Source organism: Stenotrophomonas sp. YJH_SMC_130 (assembly GCF_059369035.1).
The window spans coordinates 59,401-73,736 of record NZ_JCAFSH010000015.1; the positions used below are offsets into that span (position 1 = coordinate 59,401).

At 64.6% G+C, this 14,336-nt stretch carries 10 protein-coding genes; 6 read left to right on the plus strand and 4 right to left on the minus strand.

Annotated features, from left to right (window positions below):
* Positions 1–77: 77 nt before the first annotated feature.
* Positions 78–995 (plus strand): LysR family transcriptional regulator, encoded by a 918-nt coding sequence (locus AC5P5V_RS15000; RefSeq protein ID WP_134968051.1) that lies wholly within the window; start codon positions 78–80, stop codon positions 993–995.
* 122 nt (positions 996–1,117) lie between these two features.
* Here the strand turns inward: AC5P5V_RS15000 and recN are convergent, their stop codons facing one another.
* Positions 1,118–2,779, minus strand: a complete 1,662-nt coding sequence (gene recN / locus AC5P5V_RS15005; protein ID WP_231352673.1) for a DNA repair protein RecN — start codon at positions 2,777–2,779, stop codon at positions 1,118–1,120.
* Positions 2,780–2,894: 115 nt separating this feature from the next.
* Here recN and hrcA point away from each other — a divergent pair, with 115 nt between their 5' ends.
* From hrcA to dnaK, 3 genes are all read left to right on the plus strand, one after another.
* Entirely contained in the window at positions 2,895–3,959 is a 1,065-nt protein-coding gene (hrcA, locus tag AC5P5V_RS15010) for a heat-inducible transcriptional repressor HrcA (RefSeq protein WP_005416180.1), read from the plus strand.
* Between the two features lie 63 nt (positions 3,960–4,022).
* A complete protein-coding gene (gene grpE / locus AC5P5V_RS15015; protein WP_061477936.1) occupies positions 4,023–4,538 on the plus strand; it encodes a nucleotide exchange factor GrpE in 516 nt (171 codons plus the stop codon).
* Between the two features lie 181 nt (positions 4,539–4,719).
* Entirely contained in the window at positions 4,720–6,636 is a 1,917-nt protein-coding gene (gene dnaK, locus AC5P5V_RS15020) for a molecular chaperone DnaK (RefSeq protein WP_495215934.1), read from the plus strand.
* A gap of 118 nt (positions 6,637–6,754) precedes the next feature.
* Here the strand turns inward: dnaK and cydB are convergent, their stop codons facing one another.
* The 3 genes from cydB to fdhD form a co-directional block, all read right to left on the minus strand.
* The gene (gene cydB, locus AC5P5V_RS15025; protein ID WP_134969173.1) at positions 6,755–7,768 is read right to left on the minus strand and encodes a cytochrome d ubiquinol oxidase subunit II; all 1,014 of its coding nucleotides are present in this window, start codon (positions 7,766–7,768) and stop codon (positions 6,755–6,757) included.
* 11 nt (positions 7,769–7,779) lie between these two features.
* Complete coding sequence (locus AC5P5V_RS15030) at positions 7,780–9,168, minus strand: cytochrome ubiquinol oxidase subunit I (RefSeq protein WP_134969174.1); 1,389 nt, start codon at positions 9,166–9,168, stop codon at positions 7,780–7,782.
* A gap of 444 nt (positions 9,169–9,612) precedes the next feature.
* A complete protein-coding gene (gene fdhD / locus AC5P5V_RS15035) occupies positions 9,613–10,476 on the minus strand; it encodes a formate dehydrogenase accessory sulfurtransferase FdhD (RefSeq protein WP_134969175.1) in 864 nt (287 codons plus the stop codon).
* Between the two features lie 484 nt (positions 10,477–10,960).
* On the opposite strand from fdhD, the gene AC5P5V_RS15040 reads away from it, so the two are divergent.
* Both AC5P5V_RS15040 and moaA read left to right on the plus strand, forming a co-directional pair.
* The gene (locus tag AC5P5V_RS15040) at positions 10,961–13,234 is read left to right on the plus strand and encodes an FdhF/YdeP family oxidoreductase (RefSeq protein ID WP_134969176.1); all 2,274 of its coding nucleotides are present in this window, start codon (positions 10,961–10,963) and stop codon (positions 13,232–13,234) included.
* A gap of 31 nt (positions 13,235–13,265) precedes the next feature.
* Positions 13,266–14,306 carry a GTP 3',8-cyclase MoaA gene (gene moaA / locus AC5P5V_RS15045; protein WP_495215935.1) on the plus strand — a complete coding sequence of 347 codons (1,041 nt, stop codon included), beginning with the start codon at positions 13,266–13,268 and terminating at the stop codon, positions 14,304–14,306.
* Positions 14,307–14,336 lie beyond the last annotated feature (30 nt).

Consider the following 14,336-nt stretch of genomic DNA (forward strand, 5'->3'; position numbering starts at 1 on the left):
GACCGCCATGGTGATTCCGTGCTTATCTGTGAACTAGACTGCGCATGGACAATCATCTGTGAACTGGATTCATTGCCATGGCGCGACCTGACATCAACCGATCCGGCGAACTGGAAGTGTTCGTGCGCGTGATCGAGACCGGTGGCTTCTCCGCCGCCGCCCGAACGCTGGACATGACCCCGTCGGCGGTGAGCAAGCTGGTGGCGCGGCTGGAGCAACGGTTGGGCACGCGCCTGCTGCAACGCTCCACCCGCCAGCTGCAGCTGACCCCGGAAGGCTGCGCGTTCTACGAGCGTGGCCTGCGCGTGCTGGCCGACCTGGAGGAGGCCGAGCGTTGTGCCAGCGCCCATGCCGAGCCGCGCGGGCGGCTGCGGGTCAACTCCAACGTGCCGTTTGGCCGCCATTTCCTGTTGCCGCTGCTGCCGGCGTTCCTTGAGCGTAACCCGCAGGTGGGCGTGGACCTGACCCTCAACGACGAGGTGATCGACCTGCTGGAGCAGCGCACCGACGTGGCAGTGCGGGCCGGGCCGCTGAAGAGCTCCAGTCTGGTGGCGCGACGGCTGGGCGCGACGCGGATGATGATCGTGGCTGCACCGGCCTACGCGCAGCGGCACGGGCTGCCACGCACTGCCGAGGAGCTGCAGTCGCACAACCGGCTGGACATCGGCCACGCGCGTGCGATGCAGGGGTGGCCGTTGCTGCAGGAGGGGCGCGAGCGGATGCTGCTGCCCAGTGGCAATGCCCGCGCCAGCAACGGCGATGCGCTGCGCCAGCTGGTGCTGGGCGGGCTGGGCATGGCGCGGCTGGCGGCATTCCAGGTGCAGGAGGACATTGCTGCCGGGCGCTTGCTGCCGGTGCTGGAAGAGGCCAATCCCGGCGACCTGGAAGAGGTGCACGCGGTGTTCCTGGGGCAGGGCGGTTACCTGCCGCTGCGGGTGCGCGCGTTCCTCGATTTCCTGGTGGAGAACGTCGACCTGACGCAGCCACGGGGGTAATGCCGGCCGCTGGGGTGAGCTGTGCCACGCTGGTGCGCGGAAGCCGAGCATGGGCTCGGCGCTACACGTCGGTTCGTTCGGGAAATCCTGTAGAGCCGAGCCCGCGCTCGGCTCCGCCGGCCTCAGGCCTGCAGCAGCTTGCGGGCGGCGGCGCGCGCTTCCTTGCTCACTTCCACACCGCCGAGCATGCGCGCCAGCTCTTCCTCGCGCGCCTTGTTGTCCAGCTTTTCCACTGCGCTCTGGGTCATGCCTTCCACCGGGGCCTTGCTGACCCGGTAATGGGCATGGCCCTTGGAAGCGACCTGCGGCAGGTGGGTCACGCACAGTACCTGGCGCTTCTCGCCGAGCGCGCGCAGCTTCTGGCCGACGATGTCAGCCACCGCGCCGCCGATGCCGGAGTCGACCTCGTCAAACACCATGGTTGGCACTGCATCCAGGTCCAGCGCGGCCACTTCAATGGCCAGCGAGATGCGTGACAGTTCACCGCCCGAGGCCACCTTGCGCAGGGCGCGCGGCGGCTGGCCGGCGTTGGCCGCCACCAGGAACTCGACGCGCTCGGCACCCTGCGGGTCGGGCTTGCCGCTGTCCTGTGGCTCCAGTTCGATCAGGAACTGGCCGCCGCCCATGCCGAGCTCGGCGATGATGCCGGTGGTGGTGGCCGACAGTTCGGCAGCGGCGCTGCGGCGGCTGGCGGTCAGCACTTCAGCCCGCACGCGCCAGGCGGCGGCGGCCTTGTCGATCTCGCCGGCCAGGCGCTGCAGGCGCTCGTCGGCGCCACGCAGCTGCTCCACTTCGGCATGCATGCGCTCGCGCTGCGCGCCCAGTTCGTCCATCGGCACGCGGTGCTTGCGGGCCAGGTCGTGCAGGCGGCCGAGGCGGCGCTCGTTCTCCTCGAACTGTTCCGGGTCGGCGTCGAGATCGTCATGCACGCGGTCCAGCAGCGACAGGGCCTCGTGCAACTGGATCGAGGCGTTCTCGATCAGGCCGTCCACCTCGCCCAGCCGCGGGTCGTGTTCGATCAGGCGCGACAGCTCGTGGCGCACCTGCTGCAGCAGGTCCAGCGCGGAGCTGCCGTCATCGCCGTTGAGCTGGTTGCTGGCGGCCTGGCAGGCGCTCAGCAGGGCGCTGGCATGCGCCTGGCGGCGGTGGCTGGCGCCCAGTGCGGCAATCGATTCCGGTTCCAGGTCCTCGCGGTCCAGTTCGCGCAGCTGGTGCTCGAGGAAGCCGATCCGGTCACTGACGTCGCCCTGTTGTGACAGCGCCAGCGATTCATCGACCAGTGCCTGCCAGGCGGCGGCGGCGCGGCGCACCTGGCGGCGTTCTTCCTCGTTGCCGGCGTAGGCATCCAACAGGGCCAGCTGCGACGGGCGCGCCAGCAGCGCCTGCTGTTCATGCTGGCCGTGGATCTCCACCAGCAGCGAGGCCAGGTCGCCCAGCTGTGCCAGCGTCACCGGGCGGCCATTGATCCAGGCCCGCGAGCCGCCGTCGGCGCGGATCACGCGGCGCAGCTGGCATTGGTCCTCGTCGTCCAGCTCGTTGTCGGCCAGCCACTGGCGCGCAGCCTGAAGCTGGTCCAGCACGAACTCGGCGGAAAGCTCGGCGCGGGCGGCGCCATGGCGGACCACGCCGCTGTCGGCGCGCAGGCCGGACAGGAAGCCCAGCGCGTCGACCATCAGCGACTTGCCGGCGCCGGTCTCGCCTGAAACCACGGTCATGCCTGGCCCGAACTCCAGTTCGGTGGCGCGGACGACGGCGAAATCCTTGATCGAAAGATGTCTGAGCATGGGTAAGGGGGTGTCAGCAGCCGCGCAACGCTAGCACGCGGGCGCGGGAGGTCCAATGACTTGCCAAGGCGATGCGCCGCCATTATCTAGTGTCCGTGTCTCACAGGTTGATTCCATGCACGGTTCTCCCGACCAGCTTGCCCCGCGTGCGCGCCACCTGCTGCGCACGCTGATCGCGCGATACATCCAGGACGGCGAGCCGGTCGGCTCGCAGACGCTGGCGCGCGTGGCCGGCCTGGAGGTCAGCCCGGCCACCATCCGCAACATCCTGGGCGACCTGGAGGATCTGGGCCTGCTGGCCTCGCCACATACCTCGGCCGGCCGCGTCCCGACCGCGCATGGCTATCGGGTGTTCGTCGACAGCCTGCTGCAGATGCAGCCGCCGGGCGAGGGCGAGCTGGCCCGGTTGCGCCAGGAGCTGGCCGGCGGCGGCAGTACCCAGGCCCTGCTCGGCAGCGCCTCGGAGCTGCTGTCGGCGATGAGCCACTTCGTCGGCGTGGTCAGCGCACCGCGGCGCGAGCAGTTCGCCTTCCGCCAGATCGATTTCGTGGCGCTGGACGGGCGCCGGGTGCTGGCGATCCTGGTATTTGCCGACAACGAGGTGCAGAACCGGGTGATCGAGACCCGGCAGGAGTTTGCGCCGGGCCAGCTGGAGCAGGTCGCCAACTACCTCAATGCGCATTTCGCCGGCCTGCCGATGGCCGAGATCCGTACCCGCCTGCTGCTGGAGCTGCGCGACGCCCGGTCCGAACTGGAGCAGTTGCTGGCCCACAGCATCGAACTGGCCGAGCAGGCCCTGCAGCCGGCGGCCGACGACATGCTGGTGGCCGGGCAGACCCGCTTGATGGGCGTGCAGGACCTGTCCGACCTGGAGCGCCTGCGCGAACTGTTCGAGCTGTTCTCCAGCAAGCGCGAGATCCTGCAGCTGCTGGAGCGGACCATCCAGGCGCCGGGGGTGCGCATCTTCATCGGCGAAGAGACCGGAATGATGCCGCTGCAGGGCGTCTCGCTGGTCACCGCCCCGTATACCGCCAATGGCCAGGTGCTGGGCGTGCTGGGCGTGATCGGTCCCAAGCGGATGGCCTACGACCGGGTGATCCCGCTGGTCCAGGCCACCGCCGATGTGCTTGGCGCGGCCTTTTCGCCGGCCGGACGCACGCCGGGAACATCCGACGCTTGAAACGCAGCATCCCGCCCACACTAGGGTGGGTGGAGGCGGAGAGTGACCGCCAGGGACCCAGACATGAACCACGAACATCCAGATATCGAATCCCAGCAGAGTGCCGCCGATGCGGCTGCCACCGCCGGCGTCAACGACGAAGTCGAGCGTCTGCGCGCCGAAGTCGAGCAGGTCAAGGCCGATGCGCTGCGTGAGCGCGCCGACCTGGAAAACCAGCGCAAGCGCGTTGCCCGTGACATCGAGCAGGCCCGCAAGTTCGCCAACGAGAAGCTGCTGGGTGAGCTGTTGCCGGTGTTCGACAGCCTGGATGCCGGCCTGAAGGCCGCCGGCGACGACCCGCACCCGCTGCGCGAAGGCCTGGAGCTGACCTACAAGCAGCTGCTCAAGGTCGCTGCCGACAACGGCCTGGTCCTGCTGGACCCGATCGGCCAGCCGTTCAACCCGGAGCACCACCAGGCCATCAGCCAGGCGCCGACCCCGGGCGCTGCCCCGGGCAGCGTGGTGACCGTGTTCCAGAAGGGCTACCTGCTCAACGAGCGCCTGCTGCGGCCGGCGCTGGTGGTGGTGGCCGCCGACTGACCCTGCCGGGCCGGGCGGCGGGAATGACCTGCGACCCGGCCCGACGCTGAACGCGCCGGGCGACCGGAAACACAGCGTTCGGGAGGTGGCTTGAATGTTCCACGGGCCTCCCCCACATCGTATTCATCCACCGGCCGAACGGCCGGACTGACCCCAACAAGCATCCTCAGGAGTCTCCCCCATGGGCAAGATCATTGGTATCGACCTCGGCACCACCAACTCGTGCGTGGCGATCATGGACGGCGGCAAGGCCCGCGTCATCGAGAATTCGGAAGGCGATCGCACCACCCCGTCGATCGTCGCCTACACCAAGGACGGCGAAGTCCTGGTCGGTGCCTCGGCCAAGCGCCAGGCCGTGACCAACCCGAAGAACACCTTCTACGCGGTGAAGCGCCTGATCGGCCGCAAGTTCACCGACGGTGAGGTGCAGAAGGACATTGCCCACGTCCCGTACAGCATCCTCGCCCATGACAATGGCGATGCCTGGGTCGCCACCAGCGACGGCAAGAAGATGGCCCCGCAGGAAATCTCGGCCAAGGTGCTGGAGAAGATGAAGAAGACCGCCGAGGACTTCCTCGGTGAGAAGGTCACCGAAGCGGTCATCACCGTGCCGGCCTACTTCAACGACAGCCAGCGCCAAGCCACCAAGGACGCCGGCCGCATCGCCGGCCTGGACGTCAAGCGCATCATCAATGAGCCGACCGCGGCTGCACTGGCCTATGGCCTGGACAAGGGCGACAACAAGGATCGCAAGATCGTGGTGTACGACCTGGGCGGCGGTACCTTCGACGTGTCGATCATCGAGATTGCCACGGTCGACGGTGAAAAGCAGTTCGAAGTGTTGGCCACCAACGGCGACACTTTCCTGGGCGGTGAGGACTTTGACAAGCGGGTTATTGACTACCTTGTGGATGAGTTCAATAAGGAGCAGGGCATCGACCTGCGCAAGGATCCGCTGGCCCTGCAGCGCCTGAAGGACGCCGCAGAACGCGCCAAGATCGAGCTGTCCAGCGCCCAGCAGACCGAAGTGAACCTGCCGTACGTCACCGCTGACGCGTCGGGTCCGAAGCACCTGAACATCAAGCTGACCCGTGCCAAGCTGGAAGCCCTGGTGGACGACCTGATCAAGAAGTCGATCGAGCCGTGCCGCGTCGCCCTGAACGATGCTGGCCTGCGCTCGAGCGATATCGACGACGTGATCCTGGTCGGTGGTCAGACCCGCATGCCGAAGGTGCAGCAGGCGGTAACCGAGTTCTTCGGCAAGGAACCGCGCAAGGACGTCAACCCGGACGAAGCCGTGGCACTGGGTGCGGCGATCCAGGGCGGGGTGCTCGCCGGTGACGTCAAGGACGTGCTGTTGCTGGACGTGACTCCGCTCTCGCTGGGCATCGAGACCATGGGCGGCGTGTTCACCAAGATCATCGAGAAGAACACCACCATTCCGGCCAAGGCTTCACAAACCTTCTCGACCGCAGAGGATAATCAGCCGTCCGTAACTGTCCACGTCCTTCAGGGCGAGCGCGAACAGGCCCGCTTCAACAAGTCGCTGGCCAAGTTTGACCTGACCGGCATCGAGCCGGCCCCGCGCGGCCTGCCGCAGGTGGAAGTGTCCTTCGATATCGACGCCAACGGCATCCTGCACGTGTCGGCCAAGGACAAGAAGACCAACAAGGAACAGAAGGTCGAGATCAAGGCCGGTTCGGGCCTGTCCGAGGAAGAGATCGCACGCATGGTCGGCGATGCAGAGAAGCATCGTGACGATGACCTGAAGTTCCAGGAACTGGTTGCTGCCCGAAACCAAGCCGATGCCTTGGTCTATACGGTGCGCAATGCGGTCCGCGAACATGGAAGCAAGGTCGGCGGCGGAGTCATCGGCGAAGTCGAAGCGGCACTGTCCAGCGTCGAGTTGGCGATGAAGGGCGAAGATAGATCCCAGATTGAGTCGAAGACGCAGGCGCTGGAGCGTGCGGCTGCTCCGCTTCTGTCAGCGGCCACATCACAAGAGCAGCCGCAGACAGGGGGCAGTGGTCCTGACCACGGTGCCGGCGGCGGTGATGACGTCGTGGATGCGGACTTCACCGAAGTCAAGGACAAGTAAGACCAATCTGGCGAACCATTCAACGCGCCAGCGATAGACAGGACGAGGGCGCAACGGAATCCCGTTGCGCCCTTGCTGCTTTCTGTCCAGTGCCTACGATCCAGGCTGTGCTACGTGTTCAATGATAGCTGGTCTCGGCACTGACTTTGCCGCGGAAGACTCGGTAGGACCACGCGGTGTAGCCCAGAATAACGGGAAGCATGACCGACAGACCGACCAGGCTGAAGCCAAGCGAGGATGCGGGTGCCGCTGCCTCCCAGAGCGTCAGAGTCGGCGGCAGCAGATAGGGCCACATACCAAGCACAAGGCCCAGATAGCCAAGAATGAACAGCGACAGGCTGAGTACGAAGGGCGCCAGGTGATGTGACGGGCGCTTCTCGGCACGCCACAGGGCCACGGCGACGGCCAGCGTAAGAAGCGGGACAGGGGACAGCCACCAGAAGTTTCCGTCACTGAACCACCGGGCCATCAACCGCAGGTCGAGGAACGGGAGCCAGCTGCTGACCAGCCCCATCGCCACGATCACCGCGACCACCAGTGGGCGGGTCAAGCGCCTGGCCAAAGCGTGGGTCCGCCCTTCTGTCTTCAGGATCAGCCACGTACCGCCCAGCAGGCCATAGCCGGCCACCAGCGCGGCACCGGTGAGCATGGCAAAGGGACTGAACCACAGGAAGGGACCACCGACATATGCGTCATTCACCACCGGCACGCCTTGCACCACCGTGCCCAGGATCACGCCCTGCGAGAACGCCGCCAACAGTGAGCCGAGGCCAAAGGCGACGCTCCAGAGGCGTTTCGAACGATGAGCCTTGAACCGGAACTCAAAGGCCACCCCGCGGAAAACCAGCGATACCAGGAGCAAAAGCACAGGCAGGTAAAGCGCCGAAAGCAGCACGGAGTAAGCCTTGGGGAACGCCGCCAGCAATCCAGCGCCCCCCAGCACCAGCCAGGTTTCGTTGCCGTCCCAGATCGGGGCGGCGGTGTTCATCATGACATCCAGCTGTTCTTCGTCCTCGGCAAACGGCGCCAGAATGCCGATACCCAGCACAAAGCCATCCAGAACGACATACATCAGAACACCAAAGCTGATGACGCCGAACCAGGCAACGGGCAACCACGTGATCGAGTCCATGTCAGCGCTCCTCAGAGGGATTGATCGGCAGCGGAGATCGGGCGCGCCGGAGTGCGGTCTCCGCCCTCTAGGGATGGACCGGCATCATGCACACGCGGCCCGTGGCGCAGGATTTTGACCAGATACCAGATCCCCCAACCGAAGACGAATGCATAACCTGCGATGTAGACCGCCAGCGAAAGCGCGGTCATCCAGGCCGTTTGTGGCCCCACCGCATCGGCGGTGCGCAGCACGCCATAGACAACCCAAGGCTGGCGTCCCATCTCGGTGACGAACCAGCCCGCAACCAAGGCGATGAAGCCACTCGGGAGCATCCAGTTCCATACGCGCAACAGCAGTGGCGACCCGAACAGCTTCCTGCGGACGAGGGCGAGTGCCGAAAGCCAGGCCACCAGTAACATCAGGCTGCCCAGTCCGACCATGATCCGGAATGCATAGAAGACCGGAAGCACCGGCGGCCGCTCACTGGCAGGCACCGACGTCAACGGTGCAAAGGTGCCGTCCAGCGAGTGCGTCAGGATGAGGCTACCCATCCGCGGAATGGCGATCTCCAGATCATTGCGCTCCTGTTGTTCGTTGGGCACGGCGAAGACCACCAGCGGGACACCCTCGCCGGGCTTGCCCTGATGCCAGTGGGCCTCAACGGCAGCAATCTTCATGGGTTGGTGCTTAAGTGTGTTGAGGCCATGCATATCGCCGACGAAGATCTGGACCGGGACTGTGAGTGCGGCGAAGATCACTGCGGCCTTCAGCATCTTCTGACCGGCTTCGACGTGCTCCTTGCGTCGCAGGTACCAAGCACCCACGCCGCCAATGACGAAGCAGGTGGTGATGAAGGAGCCCAACGCCATGTGCGCCAAGCGGAACGGGAACGACGGATTGAAGACCACCTCCGCCCAGTTCACCGGATGCACGACGCCATTGACCATTTCGTAGCCGGCAGGCGTATGCAGCCAGCTGTTGGATGCCAGGATCCAGAAGGTCGAGAAGAGCGTTCCGAGCGCAACCATGCAGGTGGACAGGAAGTGGAGACGCGGCGAGACCCGGCCCCAGCCAAACATCATCACCCCGAGGAAGCTGGCTTCCAGGAAGAACGCGGTCAGGACCTCGTAGGTCAGCAGCGGGCCGATCACCGTTCCCGCGACCTGGCTCAGGCGTGGCCAGTTCGTGCCGAACTGGAAGGCCATGACGATACCGCTGACCACCCCCATTCCGAACGAGACTGCGAAGATCTTCTGCCAGAAGAAGAAGAGCTCGCGCCAGACAGGGTTCCGGGTGCGTAGCCATCGCCACTCCACGAAACCCAGCCAGCTCGCCAGGCCAATGGTGAAGGCCGGAAACAGCACGTGGAAGCTGATGAGGAAGCCGAATTGGATCCGCGACAGGATGAGTGCGTCCATAGAGGTCTCGAGGGTTCGATGGAGCGGAGAAAGGAGGCAGAACGTCGCTGGAAGGATGCACCTCATCGCGAACGGTGAGATGCACAGTTCGTACAGGCTGAAGTTCTTCAGCCAACCGCAAGGGCCTACCGTGCCCAGGCATAGCGGTCGTCGCTTGGCACGGCATCTGCGAGGCCGGGCTTATCAGATCAGGCACCCAGCTCCTGGAAGACGTGCCCATTGGCTTCCAGGGTCTTCAGTACATCGGGAGGAATTTCGTTAGACCAGATTTCACCCTCCATCGACCAGCCCGACGAATCGGCAAGGTCCGGAAGGCCGGCGCCTTTACGCACGTAGAGCGCCAATGTTGGGCGGGCTGGGTTCGTGTATAGATCAAAGCACTCGGGAGGCATCGTGGCACCCTCAGTCTCGGCAACGTGATCGGAAATCCTGCTGGCTGGGTGCTCATGCATGAGCAAGTGCAATGGAGTCCAGTTCCAACAGACGGTTGGGGTGGGAGTACACATTGAAGCCTTCACTGCGCGCAAAGCCAACGAGGCAGATCCCTGCTGCTTTTGCCAGGTCGATCGCCAACGCGGTCGGAGCCGAAACTGCAGCGACGATTGCCATTCCGGCAATGGCGGCCTTGCTGACCATTTCATAGCTGGCGCGGCTGGATAGCACGAGGATGCCGGCCCTTGTCGATATCGAGCGTCGCGCGAGGGACCCGATCAGCTTGTCGAGCGCATTGTGCCGGCCAACGTCTTCGCGAACCTGCAGAATGTGGCCATCCTGGTCTGCCCAAGCGGCCGCATGGGTTGAGCCTGCAGCAGCATTCATCGGCTGGCCTTGCTTCAGCGAGGCCAAAGCCAATCGCACTGAAGCCGCAGAGCAGGTTGCGGGATGGTCAAGTGGCGTTGGCCTGCGAATGACCTCCTCTAGCTGGCTGGCCCCGCAGATGCCGCAACCACTACGGCCAGGCAGGTTGCGCCCTCTGTTTGTTGTGGCTGCAGCAAGGACCGGCGCGTCACTGGTAACCGTCATGGCCAGCTCCATGCCTTCCAGGCGCGGGCGCACTTCTACGCTTAGGAACTGGGTCGGGTCAGCAATCAGTCCTTCCGTCAGCGAGAAGCCGAGAGCGAAATCCTCCAGATTCGCAGGGCTCGACATCATCACCGAGAACGCAACATCGTTGTAGAGCATGGCCACCGGCACTTCTTCAGCGACGCTGTCCATGATCGAGCGGCGTACATCACCACGCCACTGGATGGTCCGCCGGCGCACGATGCCGTCTGTGTCTCCCGCGAGGACTGGGCTGGGCTCAAACATATGAAGTGGCCTGGCGAGTTGGGGAGCCGGGGCGTACGCGACAGCCGGCCTGTTGGCAGGGCAGGGCGCCACGATATCGGTGTAGGGCTCCAATGCTGGAGAGACTATCCCTAGGACGCGCACGCTACTACGTCCAAAAACAGCGAATACGCGTGCATGGACAATTTGACGCAAATGAACGGACAGCTTGGGCCGCGGCACGCCGGTGCAGTGGCGTTGAGGCGGGAAGGGGGTTCGGAGGTGTCTGAATTCAAAAGCGTTTTTTCAATGGCGCGCGATGTGAACGTTTCGTGATGGCGCGCTCAACCGTCACCGACGCTCCGTAGGTTTACGGCAGCCAACGTGATTTTCCGCGCCGCTGCGCCGCGCCCGGTCGCAGCGAGGACGGACCGTCCGGTGCGGCCGGACACACTGTCCGTAGCTGCCGAATCTGTTGCGTGCTTAACTTTGCTCACTCCCAAAACTTGTGCCGCGAGTGCCTGTCATGCCAGAGCAGAAGATCCCCCGTTACAAGGCCTACGATCATCCCGCCGGTGGCTGGGGTGCTGCAGGTGCGACAGCCAAGGTTTTGATGCAGCAGAGTGTCATTACCAAGGGCTCCAAGGCCCTGCTGTCGATGAACCAGCCGGGAGGATTCAAATGCCCCAGCTGTGCGTTCCCGGATGCTGATCACACCAAGAAGCTCGAGTTCTGCGAGAACGGGGCCAAGGCATTGGCATGGGAAGCGACCAAGCATCGCGCGACTCGTGAGTTCTTCGCCCAGCACACAGTGCAGGAGCTGATGGCGCAATCCGATTACTGGCTGGAGATGCAAGGCCGGCTAACCGAGCCCATGCGCTATGACGCGGCGACCGATCACTATGTTCCATGCAGCTGGGATGAAGCTTTTGCGACGATCGGGCGTCACCTGCGGTCTTTGTCGAGCCCGCATGAGGCGGAGTTCTACACATCTGGGCGCACACCCAACGAAGCTGCGTTCCTGTACTCGATCTTCGTTCGCGAGTTCGGGACCAACAACTTCCCGGACTGCTCCAACATGTGCCACGAGCCAACCAGCCGCGGTCTGCCGCCGGCAATCGGTATCGGCAAGGGCACCATCGTGCTGGACGACTTCGAGCATGCGGAGGCCATCTTCGTCATCGGGCAGAACACGGGTACGAACTCACCCCGAATGATGACCAACCTGGTGGAGGCGCGAAAGCGCAAGGTTCCGATCGTTGCGGTCAACCCGATGCCAGAGCGCGCTCTGATCCGCTTTGCCGAGCCGCAGGACGTCGTGCAGATGGCGACGTTCGGTTCCACCGAGATTTCCAGCGAGTTCGTTCACATTCGGATTGGCGGTGATCTGGCCCTGATCAAGGGCATGATGAAGGCCATGTTCGAGCGGGAAGCCGCCGGTGAAACGGTGCTCGACCACCAATTCCTGGCCGAGCACACAGTCGGGCTGGATGCGTTGCGCGACGAGGTGATGGCGCAGGACTGGGACGAGATTGTGCGGGTGTCCGGGATCAAGAAGGAACAGATCCTGCGCTGCGCCGAGATATACGTCCGCTCCCGTGCAACCATCATCTGCTATGGCATGGGCCTGACCCAGCACCAGCAGGGCTCGCGCTTACTGCAGCAGGTCGCGAACCTGCTGATGCTGCGCGGAAACTTCGGAAAGCCTGGCGCAGGTATCGCACCCATCCGTGGACATTCCAACGTGCAGGGCGACCGCACTGTCGGCATCGACGAGAAGCCGACGCAACGCTATCTCGACCGGGTCCGTGAAGTATTCGGCTTTGAGCCACCACGCGAGCATGGGCACCATGTCGTGGAGTCACTCGAGGCGATGCTGGCGGGAACTGCCAAGGTCTTCATTGGCATGGGCGGCAACTTCATCCACGCCGTGCCGGATACCGAGGTGTCCTACCGGGCGATGCGCAACCTGGAACTCACTGTTGGCATTGCCACCAAGCTCAACCGTGGCCACCTGGTGCACGGGAAGGAGGCGCTGATCCTTCCCGTGGTAGCGCGGTCGGAATGGATCCATACACCGTTGGGCGAGCAATTCATCACCATCGAGGACGCGATGTCGAATGTGACCGCCTCGCGGGGCGTGCTGCAGCCCGTGAGCGAGCATGTTCTGCCGGAGGTGGAGATCGTATGCCGCATGGCGATGGCAGCATTGCCCGACAGCAGGGTCGATTGGGCCGCCTGCATGTACGACTACGACCACGTCCGCGATCTGATCGCGGCGGTCTATCCCGAAATCTATACAGGCTTCAATGAGAGGATCCAAGCGAAGCACGGCTTCCACCTGGACATTCCGCCACGCCGTCGAGAATGGCCGACACCCAATGGCAAGGCCAACATCCTGCTGTTCCCTGGACTCGAAGTGAACGATGTCGTCGAGGATCCGACCATGCTGCGGCTGGCGACGGTGCGCTCCCATGACCAGTACAACACAACGATCTACAGCTATAACGATCGCTATCGTGGCGTGTACAACGACCGCATGATCCTCTTCATGAACCTGGAGGATCGTGTAGCGCGCGGGATCAGCAAGGAAGGGAAGGTCAGCCTGGAAACCATCTCCAGCGATGGGGTGCACCGCCGCGTCGATGGTCTCACTGTCCTGGACTATCCCATGCCACGGGGCGCAGTGGCGGGCTACTACCCTGAACTCAATCCGCTGCTGCCGCTGGACTACTTCGACCGTATCAGCGGAACCCCCGCAGCGAAGTCGATCCCAGTGCGCGTGGTCATTTCGCAGTAACAATTCCGACGCGCCGTCGGGAGGAGGAAACATGTCAGGCCAGCTCATCCGGGTACCAGAAGCGCCGGCCCCGGCCGGGTCGGGGCAGCCTGCGCGGGAACTCACCGACAGCTTCGGACGCAGCTTTCCGTACCTGCGCTTGTCGCTCACCGAAGCCTGCAACTTCCGGTGCAGCTACTGCCTGCCCGACGGCTACCAGGCCGATGGCCACCCGCGTTTCCTGCAGGTGGAGGAGATCGGCCGCCTGGTGCGGGCCTTTGCGGCGTTGGGGATGAGCAAGATCCGCCTGACCGGCGGCGAGCCCAGCCTGCGCAAGGATCTGGACGAGATCATCGCCACCGTGGCGGCGGTGCCGGGCATCCGCAAGGTGGCCATCACCACCAACGGCACGCTGCTGCCGCGGCGCCTGCCGGGCTGGCACCGGGCCGGCCTGACTGCGCTGAACGTGAGCATGGACAGCCTGCAACGCGAACGCTTCAAGACCATCACCGGGCACGACCGCCTGCCGGAGATCCAGCAGGGCCTGGCGCTGGCGCAGGCGTTGGGCCTCCCGGCGATCAAGCTCAACGCGGTGCTGCTGCGTGGCCTGAACGACGACGAGCTGCCGCAGTGGATGGACTACCTGCGCGATCGACCCTTCAGCGTGCGCTTCATCGAACTGATGCGTACCGGCGACAACGAAGCCTATTTCCAGCGCCACCACCTGCGCGCCGACGTGGTGATCGAGCAGCTGCTGGCCGCGGGCTGGCACGAGCGACCGCGCGCGGCCGATGCCGGCCCGGCGCGCGAGTTCGGCCACCCTGACCATCGCGGCAGCATCGGCATCATCGCGCCGTATTCGCGTGACTTCTGCAAAGGCTGCAACCGCCTGCGGGTGACCGCCAAGGGCGACCTGCGGCTGTGCCTGTTCGGCGAGTTCGGCGTGCCGCTGCGCCCGCTGCTGCAGCGCGACGAGGACCATGACGCGCTGCTGGCACGCATCACCACCCAGCTTGGCCTGAAAGCGGCCGGGCACGGACTGCACCAGGGCCAGACCGGGCTGACCCCGCACCTGGCCTCGATCGGAGGATGAGCAACACGATGAGTGGGGAATTGAATGCGG

Excerpts from the sequence above, each read along its gene's own strand:
- AC5P5V_RS15000 (WP_134968051.1), top strand. The coding sequence starts at position 78 with ATGGCGCGACCTGACATCAACCGATCCGGCGAACTGGAAGTGTTCGTG.
- recN (WP_231352673.1), bottom strand. The coding sequence starts at position 2,779 with ATGCTCAGACATCTTTCGATCAAGGATTTCGCCGTCGTCCGCGCCACC.
- hrcA (WP_005416180.1), top strand. The coding sequence starts at position 2,895 with ATGCACGGTTCTCCCGACCAGCTTGCCCCGCGTGCGCGCCACCTGCTG.
- grpE (WP_061477936.1), top strand. The coding sequence starts at position 4,023 with ATGAACCACGAACATCCAGATATCGAATCCCAGCAGAGTGCCGCCGAT.
- dnaK (WP_495215934.1), top strand. The coding sequence starts at position 4,720 with ATGGGCAAGATCATTGGTATCGACCTCGGCACCACCAACTCGTGCGTG.
- cydB (WP_134969173.1), bottom strand. The coding sequence starts at position 7,768 with ATGGACTCGATCACGTGGTTGCCCGTTGCCTGGTTCGGCGTCATCAGC.
- AC5P5V_RS15030 (WP_134969174.1), bottom strand. The coding sequence starts at position 9,168 with ATGGACGCACTCATCCTGTCGCGGATCCAATTCGGCTTCCTCATCAGC.
- fdhD (WP_134969175.1), bottom strand. The coding sequence starts at position 10,476 with ATGTTTGAGCCCAGCCCAGTCCTCGCGGGAGACACAGACGGCATCGTG.
- AC5P5V_RS15040 (WP_134969176.1), top strand. The coding sequence starts at position 10,961 with ATGCCAGAGCAGAAGATCCCCCGTTACAAGGCCTACGATCATCCCGCC.
- moaA (WP_495215935.1), top strand. The coding sequence starts at position 13,266 with ATGTCAGGCCAGCTCATCCGGGTACCAGAAGCGCCGGCCCCGGCCGGG.